The sequence below is a fragment of the Nodosilinea nodulosa PCC 7104 genome (assembly GCF_000309385.1).
GTDB classification, from domain to species: domain Bacteria; phylum Cyanobacteriota; class Cyanobacteriia; order Phormidesmidales; family Phormidesmidaceae; genus Nodosilinea; species Nodosilinea nodulosa.
On the sequence record NZ_JH976537.1, the window covers coordinates 2944815 to 2959676 of the forward strand.

The 14862-nt window shown below is 56.8% G+C and carries 13 protein-coding genes, 2 pseudogenes and 1 riboswitch; of the genes and pseudogenes, 6 read left to right on the forward strand and 9 right to left on the reverse strand.

The genetic code is table 11. The annotated features are described in order from the left end of the window. Positions 1-209: pseudogene (locus LEPTO7104_RS40110) on the forward strand (IS1634 family transposase); the annotation flags it as partial. A 22-nt stretch (positions 210-231) separates the two neighbouring features. Further along, positions 232-1041, forward strand: a pseudogene (locus LEPTO7104_RS0113705) (ISKra4 family transposase); the annotation flags it as partial. A gap of 184 nt (positions 1042-1225) precedes the next feature. Here the strand turns inward: LEPTO7104_RS0113705 and LEPTO7104_RS38275 are convergent. Both LEPTO7104_RS38275 and LEPTO7104_RS0113715 read right to left on the reverse strand, forming a co-directional pair. Next, the gene (locus tag LEPTO7104_RS38275; protein WP_071527238.1) at positions 1226-1558 is read right to left on the reverse strand and encodes a DUF5615 family PIN-like protein; all 333 of its coding nucleotides are present in this window, start codon (positions 1556-1558) and stop codon (positions 1226-1228) included. Continuing rightward, the gene (locus tag LEPTO7104_RS0113715) at positions 1555-1785 is read right to left on the reverse strand and encodes a DUF433 domain-containing protein (RefSeq protein WP_017299156.1); all 231 of its coding nucleotides are present in this window, start codon (positions 1783-1785) and stop codon (positions 1555-1557) included. The genes LEPTO7104_RS38275 and LEPTO7104_RS0113715 overlap by 4 nt, the downstream gene beginning before the upstream one ends. Before the next feature lie 673 nt (positions 1786-2458). Between LEPTO7104_RS0113715 and LEPTO7104_RS41660 the strand changes: the two genes are divergently transcribed. Further along, the gene (locus LEPTO7104_RS41660; RefSeq protein ID WP_026072685.1) at positions 2459-3607 is read left to right on the forward strand and encodes a transposase; all 1149 of its coding nucleotides are present in this window, start codon (positions 2459-2461) and stop codon (positions 3605-3607) included. Positions 3608-3735: 128 nt separating this feature from the next. After that, positions 3736-4218, forward strand: a complete 483-nt coding sequence (locus LEPTO7104_RS0113725; protein WP_017299158.1) for a hypothetical protein — start codon at positions 3736-3738, stop codon at positions 4216-4218. Here the strand turns inward: LEPTO7104_RS0113725 and LEPTO7104_RS0113730 are convergent. From LEPTO7104_RS0113730 to LEPTO7104_RS33800, 3 genes are all read right to left on the reverse strand, one after another. Then, positions 4163-4915 (reverse strand): IS1 family transposase, encoded by a 753-nt coding sequence (locus LEPTO7104_RS0113730; RefSeq protein WP_083887169.1) that lies wholly within the window; start codon positions 4913-4915, stop codon positions 4163-4165. The genes LEPTO7104_RS0113725 and LEPTO7104_RS0113730 overlap by 56 nt on opposite strands. A 497-nt stretch (positions 4916-5412) precedes the next feature. Then, a complete protein-coding gene (gene hydA, locus LEPTO7104_RS0113735; RefSeq protein ID WP_017299159.1) occupies positions 5413-6828 on the reverse strand; it encodes a dihydropyrimidinase in 1416 nt (471 codons plus the stop codon). Positions 6829-7143: 315 nt separating this feature from the next. Beyond that, positions 7144-7389: a hypothetical protein gene (locus LEPTO7104_RS33800; RefSeq protein ID WP_017299160.1), complete on the reverse strand. Its 246-nt coding sequence runs from the start codon at positions 7387-7389 to the stop codon at positions 7144-7146. A 200-nt stretch (positions 7390-7589) separates the two neighbouring features. Beyond that, a riboswitch (Glutamine riboswitch) is annotated at positions 7590-7681 on the forward strand. Between the two features lie 32 nt (positions 7682-7713). On the opposite strand from LEPTO7104_RS33800, the gene LEPTO7104_RS41665 reads away from it, so the two are divergent. Beyond that, the gene (locus LEPTO7104_RS41665) at positions 7714-8199 is read left to right on the forward strand and encodes a DUF4278 domain-containing protein (protein ID WP_017299161.1); all 486 of its coding nucleotides are present in this window, start codon (positions 7714-7716) and stop codon (positions 8197-8199) included. Here the strand turns inward: LEPTO7104_RS41665 and LEPTO7104_RS0113750 are convergent. From LEPTO7104_RS0113750 to LEPTO7104_RS0113765, 4 genes are all read right to left on the reverse strand, one after another. Next, positions 8196-8990: a lipoate--protein ligase family protein gene (locus LEPTO7104_RS0113750; protein ID WP_017299162.1), complete on the reverse strand. Its 795-nt coding sequence runs from the start codon at positions 8988-8990 to the stop codon at positions 8196-8198. The genes LEPTO7104_RS41665 and LEPTO7104_RS0113750 overlap by 4 nt on opposite strands. Continuing rightward, positions 8987-9898: a lipoyl synthase gene (gene lipA / locus LEPTO7104_RS0113755; protein WP_026072686.1), complete on the reverse strand. Its 912-nt coding sequence runs from the start codon at positions 9896-9898 to the stop codon at positions 8987-8989. The genes LEPTO7104_RS0113750 and lipA overlap by 4 nt, the downstream gene beginning before the upstream one ends. Before the next feature lie 87 nt (positions 9899-9985). Then, positions 9986-10351 (reverse strand): dihydroneopterin aldolase, encoded by a 366-nt coding sequence (gene folB, locus LEPTO7104_RS0113760; RefSeq protein ID WP_026072687.1) that lies wholly within the window; start codon positions 10349-10351, stop codon positions 9986-9988. A gap of 195 nt (positions 10352-10546) precedes the next feature. Then, on the reverse strand, positions 10547-11722 hold the full coding sequence (locus tag LEPTO7104_RS0113765; RefSeq protein ID WP_017299165.1) for an RNA polymerase sigma factor, RpoD/SigA family: 1176 nt from the start codon (positions 11720-11722) through the stop codon (positions 10547-10549). A gap of 519 nt (positions 11723-12241) precedes the next feature. On the opposite strand from LEPTO7104_RS0113765, the gene priA reads away from it, so the two are divergent. Continuing rightward, complete coding sequence (priA, locus tag LEPTO7104_RS0113770; protein WP_017299166.1) at positions 12242-14785, forward strand: primosomal protein N'; 2544 nt, start codon at positions 12242-12244, stop codon at positions 14783-14785. The last annotated feature ends 77 nt before the right edge of the window (positions 14786-14862 follow it).

Consider the following 14862-nt stretch of genomic DNA (forward strand, 5'->3'; position numbering starts at 1 on the left):
GTAATCCCAAGCGGGCGACGGCACGTCCGACAGCCGAATTACTGTTGGCCAGTTTTCGCGACATTACTCTAGTCATGGTGAATGCACGAGGGCAGACCTATGCCCATCTGACGGAGCTGACGCCTTTACAGCAGCAGATCTTAAAGGCTCTCAACTTCCCGGTAAGTATTTACACCCTGCTGGGGCCCGTATCTGACGAACCACCTTAGAAATGAGCGAACCGGGAGAGAACAGTTAGGCGTAAAGGCTTACAGCCGTCTCAGTGGTGGCCTAGAGAAAGCCAACTTACGCTTAAGTGCTAACGAATCGTTTCAAGGTGCAGAGGATGACATCGCGGCCCTGACCGGGATGAAGGTCGGGCACTCGACCCAACAACGCCTGGTGGGGCGTCAGTCGTTCGAGTCTGCCGAGGCCAAACAAGGCGTCAGTGAGGTCAGCATTGATGGCGGCAAAGTCCGTCTGCGTGACCTGGTGGAGTCCACCAGCCCGTGGCGAGACTACAAAGCGGTGCGGGTGCAAGGGATCTACTACAACGCCTTCTTCCAGGACAATGAGAGCTTGATTGACTATCTCAGCGCTCAGCGATTGCTCTCCCCGCTGGTCTGTCTGGGCGATGGTCACGCTGGAGTGTGGAATTTGTTTAGTCAACTCACCACCGTTGAGACCCGTTGGGAAATCCTCGATTGGTATCACCTCAAAGAAAACCTCTACAAAGTCGGTGGGTCGCTCAAGCGCTTAGCGGCGGCGGAAACGCTGTTATGGCAAGGTGAGGTGGCGTCTGCCCAGGCCCTCTTTGCGGACTGTCGGCGCAAGCAAGCCCGCAACTTTGAAGCTTATCTGAGCACCCATCGGGCTCGCATCGTGAATTATGGAGCCTATCAGAGTGAGCAACTCTGCTCCATTGGTTCAGGAGCCGTTGAGTCGGCTGTCAAACAGATTGGGCGACGTCTCCAAATCTCGGGTGCCCGCTGGAATACGGCCTCCGTCAATGCAATGTTGAGTCTGCGCTGTGCCTACCTCAATGGTCAACTCGCAAGTTGACTATTTTGTCGAAAGTGGGATGCTCCCGGTTGACGAAGGAAACCCAACAAGCTGGAAAAATCCTTACTCCCAGAACATCGTGTCTTGAGGGATGATATCTTCATCAGTTCTTGAATTATTCTGGCTGAATGGTTGCGCCGTTTTTTTAAGTGTTGGGTTTCGCAAACTCAACCCAACCTACCAACTAATGAAGCTCCAGACAGTGCAAATCGGGGTTGCTCAAGAGTTCTTGAATTGCTATTTCTCCGGAACGAATTAATACTTCAACTTGGCTGGTTGGTGCATTACCGCACCGGAGCCAAACAACTTTGGGTGGAGAACCATAAAGCCGACTTCTTTCAGGGAAATCTGCATCTTGCGTCACGATGCAGAAGTCATTGAGCTTAGCAAATTCCCAAATCTCGGTATCTGTTTTCTCAGCTAGGTTGTGAAATTGGACATGGCTGGATTCAGGAAAAATATCAGCTAACCGATTAACCAGCTTACGACTGAGGTTTTGATCAAACAGCAGTTTCAAGCAGCACTCACCGATGCAACTAAACGATGTTCACGATCAGCGGCAAACTCCAGGCAAGCTCTAATATCGGTTTCCGTTAATTCTGGAAAGTCGTCAATGATCTCATCGGTAGACATGCCAGCTGCTAACCACCCCAGAACATCGTAAACCGTAATCCGCATCCGGCGAATGCATGGCTTGCCACCACGCTTATCAGGTTCAATCGTAATGATGTCGCGATAGCTCATAATGCGGATAGGTTGATTAGGTATACCTAAGTCTAGAGCAGGCTAACACCTCGCTGCAACGGACAGCAGGTAATTGGTCGGCCAGAAGCAAGAGGCTGCCTGCCGTCGTTGAGCTTCACCATTATCACGATCGCTACCAAAGTAGTTTAGCTGCCACGTTTTGACGGGTGCATAGAGACGCCTCGTCACGGACCGCCGTGATGCCAAGGACAAGAAGCCCTAAGGCAAAACCACAGGGTCGCCCAAAACCTTAACTTTATTCAGAGGGTCATCGATTCCCGTTCGCAATGCGCTAACGAAGAAAAATATAGAATCGACAGTGCCCCAAACAGAATTGATAGAGAAAAATATAGAATTGACGATGCTTCAAACAGAATTGACAGAGAAAAATACAGAATCGACAACGCTCTAAACAGAATCGATGGAGAAAAATATAGAGTTGGCAGTGTTCTGGAGCGAATCCGAAGGACTTTACTCCAGGAGCCTACGCCATTTTGCCTATTGACAGCTTGATACCTGATTGACTGACAAAAGGTGCTTGTCAAGTTCTTGAAACGATTGACACTAGGGGGCTTGAGCGACCTTGAAAATCTGTGCGGGAGCCAGCATTCTAAGATGAGATACCACTCAACATCAAGAATGCTGTGAAAAAAACTCCCGCCTCTACGATGCCTTGAAAATCTGGACGAGTCAATCGGGTGAATGGGTTCACCTGACCCATCTGACCACCTGTCTCTGGATGGTCGTCGCGTTAATCCATACCGGTGAGGTGAATTTGACCCGATGGTTGCCGCATCTGCCGTGCCGGGGCCACCAGGCGCAAAGTAAACAACGCCGACTCAGTCGGTGGTTGCACAACAGCCGCATTAACGTGCATCGCCTCTATAAACCCCTGATTCAAGCGGCATTAGCCCATTGGCAAGAGGACGTGCTCTATCTAAGCTTAGACACCTCCGTGTTTTGGGATGAGTATTGCTTGGTGCGATTGGCCGTCGTTCATCGAGGACGAGCCATGCCGGTGGTCTGGCGGGTGCTAAAACGGCGAAGCGCATCGGTGTCGTTCTCGGACTATCGCGAGATGCTGCACCAAGCCGTTGACCGACTTCCTCAGGGCGTCAAGGTGGTGCTGCTGGCGGACCGAGGCTTTGTTCACACCGACTGCATGCGAGCAATGAGCACTCAACTCGGGTGGCACTACCGCATTCGTCTGAAGCGAGACACCTGGATTTGGCGGGAGGGGAAAGGCTGGCATCAACTGAAGGACTTCCATCTGAACCGCGGTGAAGCCTTGTGCTTTCACAACGTCAAACTCCATCAGGGTCAGTGGTTTGGCCCTGTCCATCTGGCGTTTGGTTACAACAACATTAATGGTGAGTTTTGGGCCATCATCAGTGATGAACCCACCTCCCTGCATACCTTCGAGGAATACGGGTTGAGGTTTGATATTGAAGAGACCTTCTTAGATGACCAATCGAATGGCTGGAATGTTCAGAAATCAGAGCTTCGCTCCATCTGTGCCCTCTCTCGCCTCTGGTTTATCCTGGCCGTCGCGACCCTCTATGTAACCGCTCAAGGCGTTGACGTGGTCGAGTCGGGTCGGCGTCGCTGGGTGGACCCCCATTGGTTCCGGGGTAACAGCTACTTTCGCATTGGCACCGACTGGGTTAAAACTGCCTTGGAGAGCGGATGGCGGCTTATTCGGCGTGTCGTCTTCACCGGCAACCGAGATCCTCAACCCGCCATGGCCTCGCGGAATCAACACCACCGCCGCACCTACCAAGTGGAATTCAAGATACGAACGTACCAATACGCGACGGCCTAGTTTTGTCAGTCAACCAGGCTTGATACACATCAACTCCCGTATATTTACAGAAGCTAGTCGAAGCTTTCATAGAGGATTTATTGAAAAGTGCATCACGGGATGCATCATCCCCTATTTGAAAATCCAAAATGAACAATCAAACCGTAACGGCTACACTATCTGCCCAAGAGGTTTCAGAGATCTTGGATCAGTTTAAAGAGATTCGCGAGCAGCTTACCTTCCTGATTGGTTTAACTCCCCAAGAGCGACGTCAAATGACCAAAATGGGTCTCAAGTCGCAAACATTTACCACTCGCGCTCTAGACATGGCCGCCCAACACATCGACATGATGCCGCGCCATCTCGATGTCGAAGAAGCCCGCCGCGATCTAGCCCTCTTCGAAGCGCTGAACCCTATTTTGCAGGCCGTGAACCACTTCAAAGAACTGCTGGAAGATACCCAAATGCTGGCCGGTAGCGAAGCCTATGCCGCAGCCCGGCTAGCCTACAACTCCGCCAAAGTGACAGGCAAAAATAGAGGGCTGGATGACGTCATTGAAGATCTGGTAGTGCACTTTAGTGCAGGCCAGAGGAAAAGACGAGGTCACCTTGCTCTGCGAGCTTCTGTCTGATTTGGCGATTGTAGTCATGGATGAACAGCCAGATCGCCCCGATATGGTTCTTGAGCTTCTTGGAGAACGACAGGGTCTTCCTCACCAGTCGGGCAATTCGCTGCCTCAGGGTGTTGTTCAGGCGCTCGATATAACTCGTCAAGCCGCTGTCTTTGCCCACGGCCTCATGCCGTTTGCTCGGAATCACCGTGACGTAGGCCTCCCAGAAGTCAGTGTAGACCTTGGCGCATTGTCGATAGACCGCTGGGATGGACTGCCATAAGGCGATGGCCGACTCCCGAGAGCGGTCACCGATGTGGCAACCAATAATTTCTCGGGTCTTGGCATCCATGGCCAACCAGACCCATTGTTTATTGCCTTTATGACCGACAAAAGACCACAATTCATCCATCTGCACCGCTAGCGGGCCTTTGGGCTTGGGAATGACCGCCGCCGTTTGGGGAACCGCCTCATAGACGGCATTGGCATGACCTTGAAGCCAACTCTCTGACACCGCCGTGGCCCTCGCAATGCCCGCCAGCGGGATCTTCTCCTGTAACAGCCGATTCACCAGTGCCTTCGTCTCCTTCGGCTTCGGTCGCCATTGCGGATCTTCGACGAATTGACGTCCACAGTCCCGGCACTTGTAGTTTTGCTTCCCTCGGTGGCTAGTGCCGTTCTTGGAGATGTCATGAGACCCACAGGTCGGACAGGTCATCTCAATCGTCATGGGGCCGACTTCCTTGTCCTCGTGATGGTATCGCCTGATTTTCCTCTTTCCCGTGCACTAATGCACTACCGAAGATCTTTCTCAGCAGTTTCGCAAATCGCGCCGACAAAGCGCCACGGCTCAGTCTCCCGCTCCCCAGTCGCAGACGGCCTAATTTAACCTCAGTTCGGGATAATGCCGTCCCCTCCTTTGGAGGGGTGCCCGGAGGGCGGGGTGGGTCAAAACGGCTACCGCAAGGAATTGGCTGGAGACGGTGAAGTTCCGCAACTAGCCCCGCCTGACCCACCCCTACCCCTCCCAGGAGGGGACAGCAGGCCTACCTGTGCAGAGAATTTTCTTATCCCGAACTCAGATTAACTTACCCTATATAGCGCTTCACAGGCCCAAGCCCCACCGCCGCGATCGCGGCCTTGTCGGCAATCATTGGGGCGATAGTCTTTTTATCAGATCACTGCCGCCACCCAACCTACAAAAACTACAAAAACCTACAGAACTCGCCCCGACGCGCCGCGCGGCAGGTACTCCCCCATGCCAGCGCCCCCCAGCCACTCATCCCCATCCACAATGCACTGGCCGCGCAGAAACACCTTCTTCACCCTGCCCGTTACCTCGCGCCCCTCAAACAGCGAGTAATCCACCAGGGAATGGTGGGTGCTGGCGCTGAGGGTGTGGGTTTCGTTGGGGTCAAACAGCACCAGGTCGGCGTCGCTGCCCACGGCGATCGTGCCCTTGCGGGGAAACAGGCCAAACATTTTGGCCGGGGCGGTGGCGGTAAGCTGCACAAAGCGGTTGAGGTTGATGCGCCCCGCTCTCACACCGCCATCGTAAAGCAGGGTGAGCCGCAGCTCCACCCCAGGGGCACCGTTGGGAATGCGGTTAAAGTTTTCGCGGCCAAACTGCTTTGACTTGAGAATGCCCAGGGGGTTTTCGTTCATGCAGAAGGGGCAGTGGTCGGTGGCCACTAGCTGCAAGTCGTCAAACTGCAACCCCCGCCAGAGGGCGTGTTGGCAGTCATGGTCCCGCAGGGGTGGGGTCATCACGTACTTTGCCGCCTCAAAGCCGGGGGCATCGTACTCAGACCCATCGAGGAATAGGTAGTGAGGGCAGGTTTCGGCAAAGGCATGGATGCCGCGATCGCGCGCCTCCACCACCGCCTCCAGAGCCTCCTTCGCCGACAGGTGCACAATGTACACCGGCACCTCCGCCAGCTCCGCAATCCGAATCACCCGGTGGGCGGCTTCACCCTCCATCAGCCGGGGACGAGTGAGCTGATGGTACTTGGGCGAGGTGTTGCCCTGCTCCAGCGCTTCCTCAATCAGCGCCTGAATCACCACCCCGTTTTCGGCGTGGAGGTTGACCATGCCGCCATGATCGCCTGTGCGGCGCATGGTTCTAAAAATATCGGCATCGTCTACCATCAGCACGCCGGGGTAGGCCATGTAGAGCTTAAAGCTAGAAACCCCGTCGTGGTTGATTAAATCGGGCAGTTCTGCCAGAGATTCAGGGTTTACGTCCGTGAGAATAACGTGGAAGGCATAGTCGACGCAGCACTGGGGCTCTGCTGCCGCCAGGCGCCTGTCCAGCGCGGCCTTGGGGCTGTCGTTGTGGAACTGCTGGGCAAAGTCAATGATGGTGGTGGTGCCGCCAAAGGCCGCCGATCGCGTGCCCGTTTCAAAGCTGTCGCAGGTATAGACATCGTTGCCCATGGGGGTTTCCATGTGCACGTGGGCGTCAATGCCGCCGGGCAGCACCAGCAACCCGGCGGCATCGTGGCGCTCTGCATTCTCCACCGAAAGCTGGCGGCCAATGGCTTCAATGCGGCCATTTTGAATGAGAATGTCGCCCTGGTAATCGTCTACCGCCGTGACAATGCGACCACCCTGAATCAATACCGATGTCATAGCAGCTCCTTTGGAGCGAAATGGCTGGCCAATCTGGCCCAGGTTGCGGCAACTCCCTCTAGGGAAAACGCAACGCTGCCATGACTATAGTTAGAGACTCCGCCCTTGCCCATTAAATAAATGTGCAGGAAATAGAGGCGTGGGCAGACCTGTAGTGAAGCCATCAGCGCGAAATTGGGTTTAATGCCCTACTTGCGCCCGGTTATACCTGGTACTCGAAGGCTGAACTATGCCGACTGTTCCAGCTCGCTTGGCTCCCTAGCTCCCCTGCTCCCCTGCGATTGACAATAGTCGTCACACTTGTGCCCCAGTCTACTAGTTGCGATAGTGCAACTCCTCTAGCCAGGTGCGCAACTCGTCGGCAGAGGCGTGGTCAATGGCAAGCTGAGTCATAGGATCGTAGGCGCTCCAGCGGGGTTCGCCAGAGGTGCTGCTGGTCCACACCCGAGGTTCTGTGGTGGCTTCTAGGTGGGTCAGCGTTTTATTCCAAAACGATTTGAGCTGGGTAGCCAGGCTGGATGCAGGGCTAAACGTATGGATTGGCCAATAGCTGGTGTTCATGGAAAGATCTCCTTTTGCGTGCGAAGGGTTTTTCACCCTCAATACCACCATATATTTCTGTATCAGAAATAACAAAAGCTTTCTGTCATGGCTGGCATGAATAACTTTCATGGGTCATATCGGGGCTTGACCCTCTGTATAGAATTGTCAAAAGCCGATATTCCCAAAAAACAGTAGCGTATTATACAGATATGAAATGAATCGTTCATCTCACTGCCCGTTAAGTCGGTGCATGCCCCTCAGGCACCCTGGCAAAGAGACGGAAGTAGGGAAACTCCCGAAGGAACGCGCCTCACTACGCCATCGCTTCTAGGAGGCGACATTATGAAACTCACCTATCGCGGCATTAGCTACGAATTGACCTTTAACCCTGCGCCCAAGCTGGGTAAAACCCTTGGCACAGGCCATTATCGCGGTGCGCCCGTGGTATTTAAAGCCCTGGCCGAGCTGCCAGCCCAGCCCGCTGCAGATTTGACCTGGCGCGGAGTGCCCTATCGCACTGGTATTGCAGCCCCTGCGGCTCCGGTAGAAATTCCTGCCGTTGCGGCTAGTCTGGCGACTGCTCCAGCGGTTGTGGCCGACCCGGTGCCCGCCAGCGCTGCTCCGGCGACCAGCATTTCCGACCTGGCGAGGAACTTGTTTATTCGTCGCCACCAGCGCAGCCGTCGGCGCGAACAAGGCATGATGGTGCGGCTAGCCGCTGAGGTTGGCATTCCCGTTGAGGATGCCGCCCACTATGAAAGCCATATTCAGGGCAAAATGCCCCACGATTTCTCTGGGTACGATCGCGGCTCATCAGCCATGAGCTAGCTTCTAGACGATACGGCAGATGGCCCGGTGCGCTGGCACTCCGGGCCATTTTTTTGGGCTAGAGCATAGATGTCGATCCACTCGCGATCGCTGAGCGGCTGGGCCATGAGCTGAGCATTAAAACAATCTGCGGCAGCCTGAGTTAGCGATGCCATCACCTGAGATAGGGTTAGCCCACGCTGCATCGCTAGCTGAGCCTGGTTCGGCTGTGGCCCCGGCGTTTGAAACACCTGCTGCCACAGCTCTGGATCGGGAGCGAGACTTATGGATCCATGCTGTAACAGGTAGGTGCCGCGCCGCAGCTGGGCGCTGCCAATAACTTTATGACCTTGAGAATCGACTAGATCGGCGCTGGTAGCCAGGGCAAAGCAGTTGGATGAACGACTGTAGTCGCGATCGGGCTGGCCAAACCCTAGCGATACGCCCAGCTTTGCCCAACCCTCAATTAAGAATTGGCAGAGGAAGCGGTAGACCTGACTTCGGCTACCTTCAACCGCAGACGTAACCAGGGCATAGGTCAGATCGCCCTGGTGCAGCACGCCGCGTCCGCCGGTTGGTCGCTGCACCAGATCCACAGGCTGCCCCTGCCAACTCAGGTTGCGCCAGTGGTCCGGTATCTGCCGCCGCTGGCTGACGCCTAGCGAAATCGCCGCCGGATTCCAGGTGTAGAACCGCAGGACGGGCGGATGGCCGTGGTGCTGGTGCTGGTCGAGCAGCCAGGTGTCGATCGCCATCTGCACTGCACCGGGGGCATCCAGCAGGGGAATTAGCCGCCAGGGTTGTCCCGTCACGGGGCTTCTCCGGCGTGGTACGAGCTGCGCACCAGGGGGCCAGAGCGCACGTGCCCAAAGCCGAGTTCGCGGGCGATATCGCCCAGGCGGTCAAATTCTTCTGGCGTCCAGTACCGTGCAACCGGGCGGTGAGCCAGCGAGGGGCGCATGTACTGGCCCAGGGTGATGCGATCGCACCCCACCCCCCGCAAATCTTCCATGGCCTCAATTAGTTCCGCCTCGGTTTCGCCGTGACCGACCATCAACCCTGACTTAGTGGGCACTGAGGGATCAAATTCTTTTACCAGAGACAGAACGCGCAGGGAGCGATCGTACTTGGCCCCCCGCCGCACCGGGTCTTGCAGTCGCCGCACGGTCTCCAGGTTGTGGTTGTAGCAGGCGGGCTTTGCCGCCACAACGGTTTGAACGCGATCGGCTTGGCCGTCGTCCCGCGACGATCCGCCCCAAAAATCTGGGGTCAGCACTTCAATATCAGTCCCTGGATTCACCTGGCGAATTCTCTCCATCACGGTGACGAACCAGCTCGCCCCGTGGTCAGCCAGGTCGTCCCGCGCCACCGAGGTCAGCACCACGTAGCGCAGGCCCAAGAGACGGACGGATTCGGCCACCTGCTCTGGCTCGTGGGGGTCGAGGGTCATGGGCGCATGGCCTTTCTCCACCTGGCAGAACGAGCAGGCGCGGGTGCACACCGACCCCATCAGCAAAAAGGTGGCAGTGCGGTTGGCGTAGCATTCGCCCCGGTTGGGGCAGCGGCCCTCTTCGCAAATGGTGTGAATCTGCCGCTCTTTGACGATGCGCTGCACCGTTGAAATCTCGCTGGCGTTGCCAATCGGGCGGCGCAGCCAGTCGGGCATGCGCTCTAGCTCGGCTCTAATCTGCTGACGCGAGTTAGTTGTAGAAGAAGTCATTAGCTACCGCAGGGCACTGCCCGCCAGATTCTTTACCGCCAGAAAATCGAATCAGCCCGTCAACTGAAGGCAAACGACCGTTTGCTCCTACTGGATTCTATCGCGGGTAATTTCTACCGCAACCTGGCCTGTATAGTCGGGGATAGGCGGCGTGAGCTTTGTCACCCGAACCGTCACCCGCTGTAGACGTGGGTCAGACTCCAGGGCGGCGGCGGCGATCGCCCCGGCCAGGCGCTCAATCAGCACATAGTTTGCTTCCCGAACAATGTGCTGGGCGCGGTTGATCACCGTGCGGTAGTCGTGGGTGTCGGCCAGGCGATCGCTCTCGCTGGCCTCAGCCAAATCTAAATACAAAATAATATCGACCTGAAACCACTGGCCCAGCACGTTCTCCTCGGGCAGCGCTCCGGTGTAGCCGTAGGCTCGAATATTGGTGAGATGAATGGCATCCATAGGTGCAGTTTGTGGGGCGGAGAGGGCGATGGCTGGGTCGGCCAGATTCTCCCTGTCGCTGGCCCTGCCCATTCCAACTAAAACCCCCCTTGAAAAAGGGGGGCATAAGGTGATCTGAGGAGGAAACTTAGAAGCCTGTCCAGGGTCAGGCACACCAGAAAAAGGAATCAAGAAATATAGATAGAGGGCAGCGATCTACTTCAGCCAGCCCTTGAGGCGGGCCGCTACCTGGGGCCGCCGCAGCTTGCGCATGGCCTTGGTCTGAATTTGGCGCACCCGCTCCCGCGACAGGTTAAAAATGCCGCCCACCTCTTCTAGGGTGTGGGTTTCGCCCGTAGCGAGGCCGTAGCGCAGAGTAATAATGTCCTTTTCGCGCTCGGTTAGCACCTCGGCCAGCACGCTGGTAATCTCCTGGCGCATCATGTTTTCGCTAATTTTAGATTCCGGCGTCTGGGTGCTGCTGTCTTCCAGAAGCTCCATCAGTTCGGTGTCTTCCCCTTTGCCGACGCGGTGGTTGAGGGAGAGCGATCGCCTGCGCACCTGCTGCAAACTCCTGAGCTGGTCGACCGAAACATCGAGGGCATCGGCCAGCTCTTGCTCACTGGGGTTGCGCTGCAAATCGCGGCGCAGATCGCGGTGAGCTTTTTTCAGCTTGTTCAACTTTTCCACAATGTGGATGGGCAGGCGAATGGTGCGGGCATCGTTGGCAATGGTGCGGGTAATGCCCTGACGAATCCACCAGTAGGCGTAGGTCGAAAACTTGTAGCCCTTGTCGGGATCAAATTTTTCGGTGGCTCGGTTCAGCCCCAGCGCGCCCTCCTGAATTAGGTCGAGAAAGGGCACCCCGCGATTTAAATACCGCTTGGCGATCGACACCACGAGCCTCAGATTAGAGCGAATCATTCTGCGCTTGGCGGTGCGACCCTCATGGAGTTTTTGGGTGAATTCGGCCTCGCTGATCTTTAACTTCTCTACCAACTCCTGACGATTGGGTTTACGGCCCAACTCTTTCTGAAGTTTTTCGCTGGCGCTTTCAACCTTAGATAGGAACCTGACCTGCCGCGCCAGCTCAATTTCTTCGCTGGGTTTTAGCAGAGGATAGCGAGCCATCTCCTTAAAGAAAGCGCCAACGGCATCGTCAGTTAGGGTCTTGCTGTAGCCCGACAGCCCCATCTCCGACATCGCCTCTGACTGAGAAAACTTAGCCAGTACCTCGCGGTCTTCGTCCCAGGCCGTGAGGTCAGGGGTGAGCTGGCTATCCGCCGCCGAGACCTTTTCTGCCATCCGATTTAGGTCGGTGTCGAACCCATCTATGGATTCGTCGGGCCAAGCAATAGAACTGTCTCTGTCAGAGTTATATGTAGTAGTCATGGGGTAAGGAGAACTGTATACCTACAGGTCAAAGCGTGCGGATTTGGAGCATGTATATTGGGAGCGCCCTGCTGATGGCAACCCCTGACAAAACGCTTGATCCCGGAACTGGATCTCGGACTTATTTTGTGAGTCCACAATACGGATATTTTTGTGAATTCCCAGGCAATGTAACATTTCTTTGGCAACTTGCGTAGTGTAACAGCGAAATCAAAAAATGGACTAAAAATCTAAGGGAAACCTGGACTGGTTTTTTGCTATCCTCAGATACTTTGCCTAGGCATTGATCGCTGCCTAGGAATAATGGCTTATCCCTTTAGGTAGAGTCCGTTGCTGTTGCCCCTGGGGAAGATCTCTGGGCTATTTTCTGTTAGACCCTAAGGGAGAGTTTTCCACAGGGTGAAAAAGTTTTCCACAGAAAATATGCTGTGGAAAACCTGGGGGTTTTGGGGCGCTAAACGGCTAATCTCTGGCCCAGACTCGTACACTGGCAGAGGTAGCGTAGGTGGTGTAGCAAGCGTGGGCCTTGGTGAGAGCAATACCCAGCCCCAGTGGGTCAATGTTTTGGTGGACTACGGCGGTCAGCCCGCCGAATATACCTATGCCGTGCCTGCTCATTTAAAGGTGCAGGTGGGCGATATTTTAACGGTGCCCTTTCGTCACCAGAGTGTTGGGGCGATCGCGCTTTCCCTTTCCCCCACTCCGCCAGCGAATCTGCTGCCCGACCAGATTCGCGCCGTAGGGGGCATCGTCGAACAGCGGTTTTTCGCGCCCTCCTACTGGGCGCTGCTGCAGCGAGTCGCCCACCACTACCAGGTGCCGCTGATGCAGGTGCTCAAGACGGCGCTGCCGCCAGGGCTGCTGGCCAGGTCGCAGCGACGACTGCGGCTCAGGCGCGATCGCGTTCCCCAGACTCGCCCCGATGTTCTATCGCCGGGGGGCTCCGCTCTCCTCGACGACCTCCAGCGATCGCGCTCCGCAGACTACACCTGGCCCTATTTGCAAAAGCGCGGCCACAGCTATCGGGCCATGCAGCAGCTGGTTCAGCTGGGCTGGGCCGAGTCCTACCTGTCGCCGCCCCAGCCGCCCCAGGCCAAGCGGCGCCAGGCGGTCACCCTGGTGGGCGGCGACCCGCTGCCCATCGATCTCACCCCTCGTCAGCAGGACATCATTGCAACCCTGCGCCGTCAGGGCGGCGATCTATGGCTGAGCGATGCCCTACAGCTGTGTCAGACCACCAGCCCCACGCTCAAGCGGCTGGCCCAGGCCGGCTGCCTGGTGATTGAGCCCCGCGAGCAGCTGCGGGCTGAATCTGGGCCAGCGCTAACGCCTGACCAGCCCAAGGCCCTAACCGGGTATCAGGCCGCCGCCCTCGACTCTATAAATAGGCATTCGCAGGGCCGTCAGTTTTTGCTCCACGGGGTGACCGGGTCGGGCAAAACCGAGGTGTATCTACAGGCGATCGCCCCTCGCCTTGCCGCCGGACAGTCGGCCCTGGTGCTGGTGCCCGAAATTGGCCTCACCCCCCAGCTCACCGATCGCTTTCGCCGCCGCTTTGGCGATCGGGTATGGGTATACCACAGCGGCCTGGCCGATGGCGAACGCTACGATACCTGGCGGCAGAGCCTGCGGCCCCTAACCCCGCTAGTGGTCGTCGGCACCCGCTCCGCCATCTTTATGCCTCTGCCCAACCTGGGACTCATTATTCTTGACGAAGAACACGACAGCAGCTACAAGCAAGACGTTCCCCCCTGCTACCACGCCCGCACCGTTGCCCGCTGGCGGGCTGAATTAGAGAACTGTCCCCTGGTGCTTGGCTCAGCCACGCCATCGCTAGATACCTGGGTGCAGTGCCGGGGGCCGGGCGAAAGCCAGCAGGAAAACCCAGATTGGGCAATACCCACCATTAGCCCAGCTCCCCCCCACGCCCCCACGCCCCCACGCCCCCACGCCCCCACGCCCCACTCTCTACCCTGGACCTACCTATCGCTGCCCGAGCGGGTACAGGCCCAGCCCCTGCCCACGGTCGCCGTGGTCGATATGCGCGACGAACTGCAAGACGGCAACCGCAGTATTCTCAGCCGCCCGCTGCAAACAGCCCTGGCCAACATGAAGGCCGAGGGTAACCAGGGCCTGCTGTTCATTCATCGGCGGGGGCACAGCAGCTTTGTATCGTGCCGCAGCTGCGGCCATGTCATGATGTGCCCCCACTGCGATGTGTCGCTGTCGTACCACCAGCCCAAGGCAAACAGCGCCATGACCCTGCGCTGCCACTACTGCGGCTTTAGCCAGGGCCACCCCAAGCAGTGCCCCGCATGCAGCTCGCCCTACCTCAAGCACTTCGGCAGCGGTACCCAGCGGGTGGTCAATGCTCTGGGCGAAACCTTTCCAGACCTGAGCTGCATTCGCTTCGACAGCGACACCACGCGCACTAAAGGCGCCCATCGCGCCCTGCTCACCCGCTTTGCCGAGGGCAATGCCGACCTGCTGGTGGGCACCCAAATGCTGACCAAAGGTATCGATCTGCCCCAGGTCACGCTAGTGGGCATCATCGCCGCCGATGGACTCCTATATATGAATGATTACTGGGCCAGCGAGCGGGCGCTGCAAATGCTGATTCAGGTGGCGGGTCGGGCCGGTCGCGGCACCCTGCCGGGGCAGGTAATTTTGCAGACCTACACCCCTGAGCACCCCGTCATAGAGGCCGTTACTCGGCACGCCTACGAGGGTTTTATCGCCACAGAATGGACGCAGCGGCAGCTGTTGCAATACCCCCCAGCCGGGCAGATGATCCTGCTGCGGCTGAGCAGCACCGATCCTATCGGAGTGCAGGAAACGGCTGAAGCTCTGGCACAGCGTGTGGCCCAGGCCCTCAAAGGCTCGCCCTATCAACTGCTGGGCCCGGCTCCGGCCACCATACCCCGCCTGGCGCAGCGCTATCGCTGGCATCTGCTCGTCAAGGGACCGCTGGGGCATGCTCTGCCCAACCTGCAAGACTTGAAGCAGTACTGCCCCGCTTCAGTTAGCCTCACCATTGATGTAGATCCGCTCAATTTAGCTTAAATTAGGGGCTTAGAGGATCCAATCGTCTATTTTTTGCGGGAAGTGTTGTTACCATTGCTAATCCCTGTAACGGTGAG

Excerpts from the sequence above, each read along its gene's own strand:
- LEPTO7104_RS0113715 (WP_017299156.1), bottom strand. The coding sequence starts at position 1,785 with ATGAGCTATCGCGACATCATTACGATTGAACCTGATAAGCGTGGTGGC.
- LEPTO7104_RS33800 (WP_017299160.1), bottom strand. The coding sequence starts at position 7,389 with ATGAACACCAGCTATTGGCCAATCCATACGTTTAGCCCTGCATCCAGC.
- hydA (WP_017299159.1), bottom strand. The coding sequence starts at position 6,828 with ATGACATCGGTATTGATTCAGGGTGGTCGCATTGTCACGGCGGTAGAC.
- LEPTO7104_RS0113730 (WP_083887169.1), bottom strand. The coding sequence starts at position 4,915 with ATGACCTGTCCGACCTGTGGGTCTCATGACATCTCCAAGAACGGCACT.
- LEPTO7104_RS0113765 (WP_017299165.1), bottom strand. The coding sequence starts at position 11,722 with ATGACTACTACATATAACTCTGACAGAGACAGTTCTATTGCTTGGCCC.
- folB (WP_026072687.1), bottom strand. The coding sequence starts at position 10,351 with ATGGATGCCATTCATCTCACCAATATTCGAGCCTACGGCTACACCGGA.
- LEPTO7104_RS0113725 (WP_017299158.1), top strand. The coding sequence starts at position 3,736 with ATGAACAATCAAACCGTAACGGCTACACTATCTGCCCAAGAGGTTTCA.
- LEPTO7104_RS41665 (WP_017299161.1), top strand. The coding sequence starts at position 7,714 with ATGAAACTCACCTATCGCGGCATTAGCTACGAATTGACCTTTAACCCT.
- lipA (WP_026072686.1), bottom strand. The coding sequence starts at position 9,898 with ATGACTTCTTCTACAACTAACTCGCGTCAGCAGATTAGAGCCGAGCTA.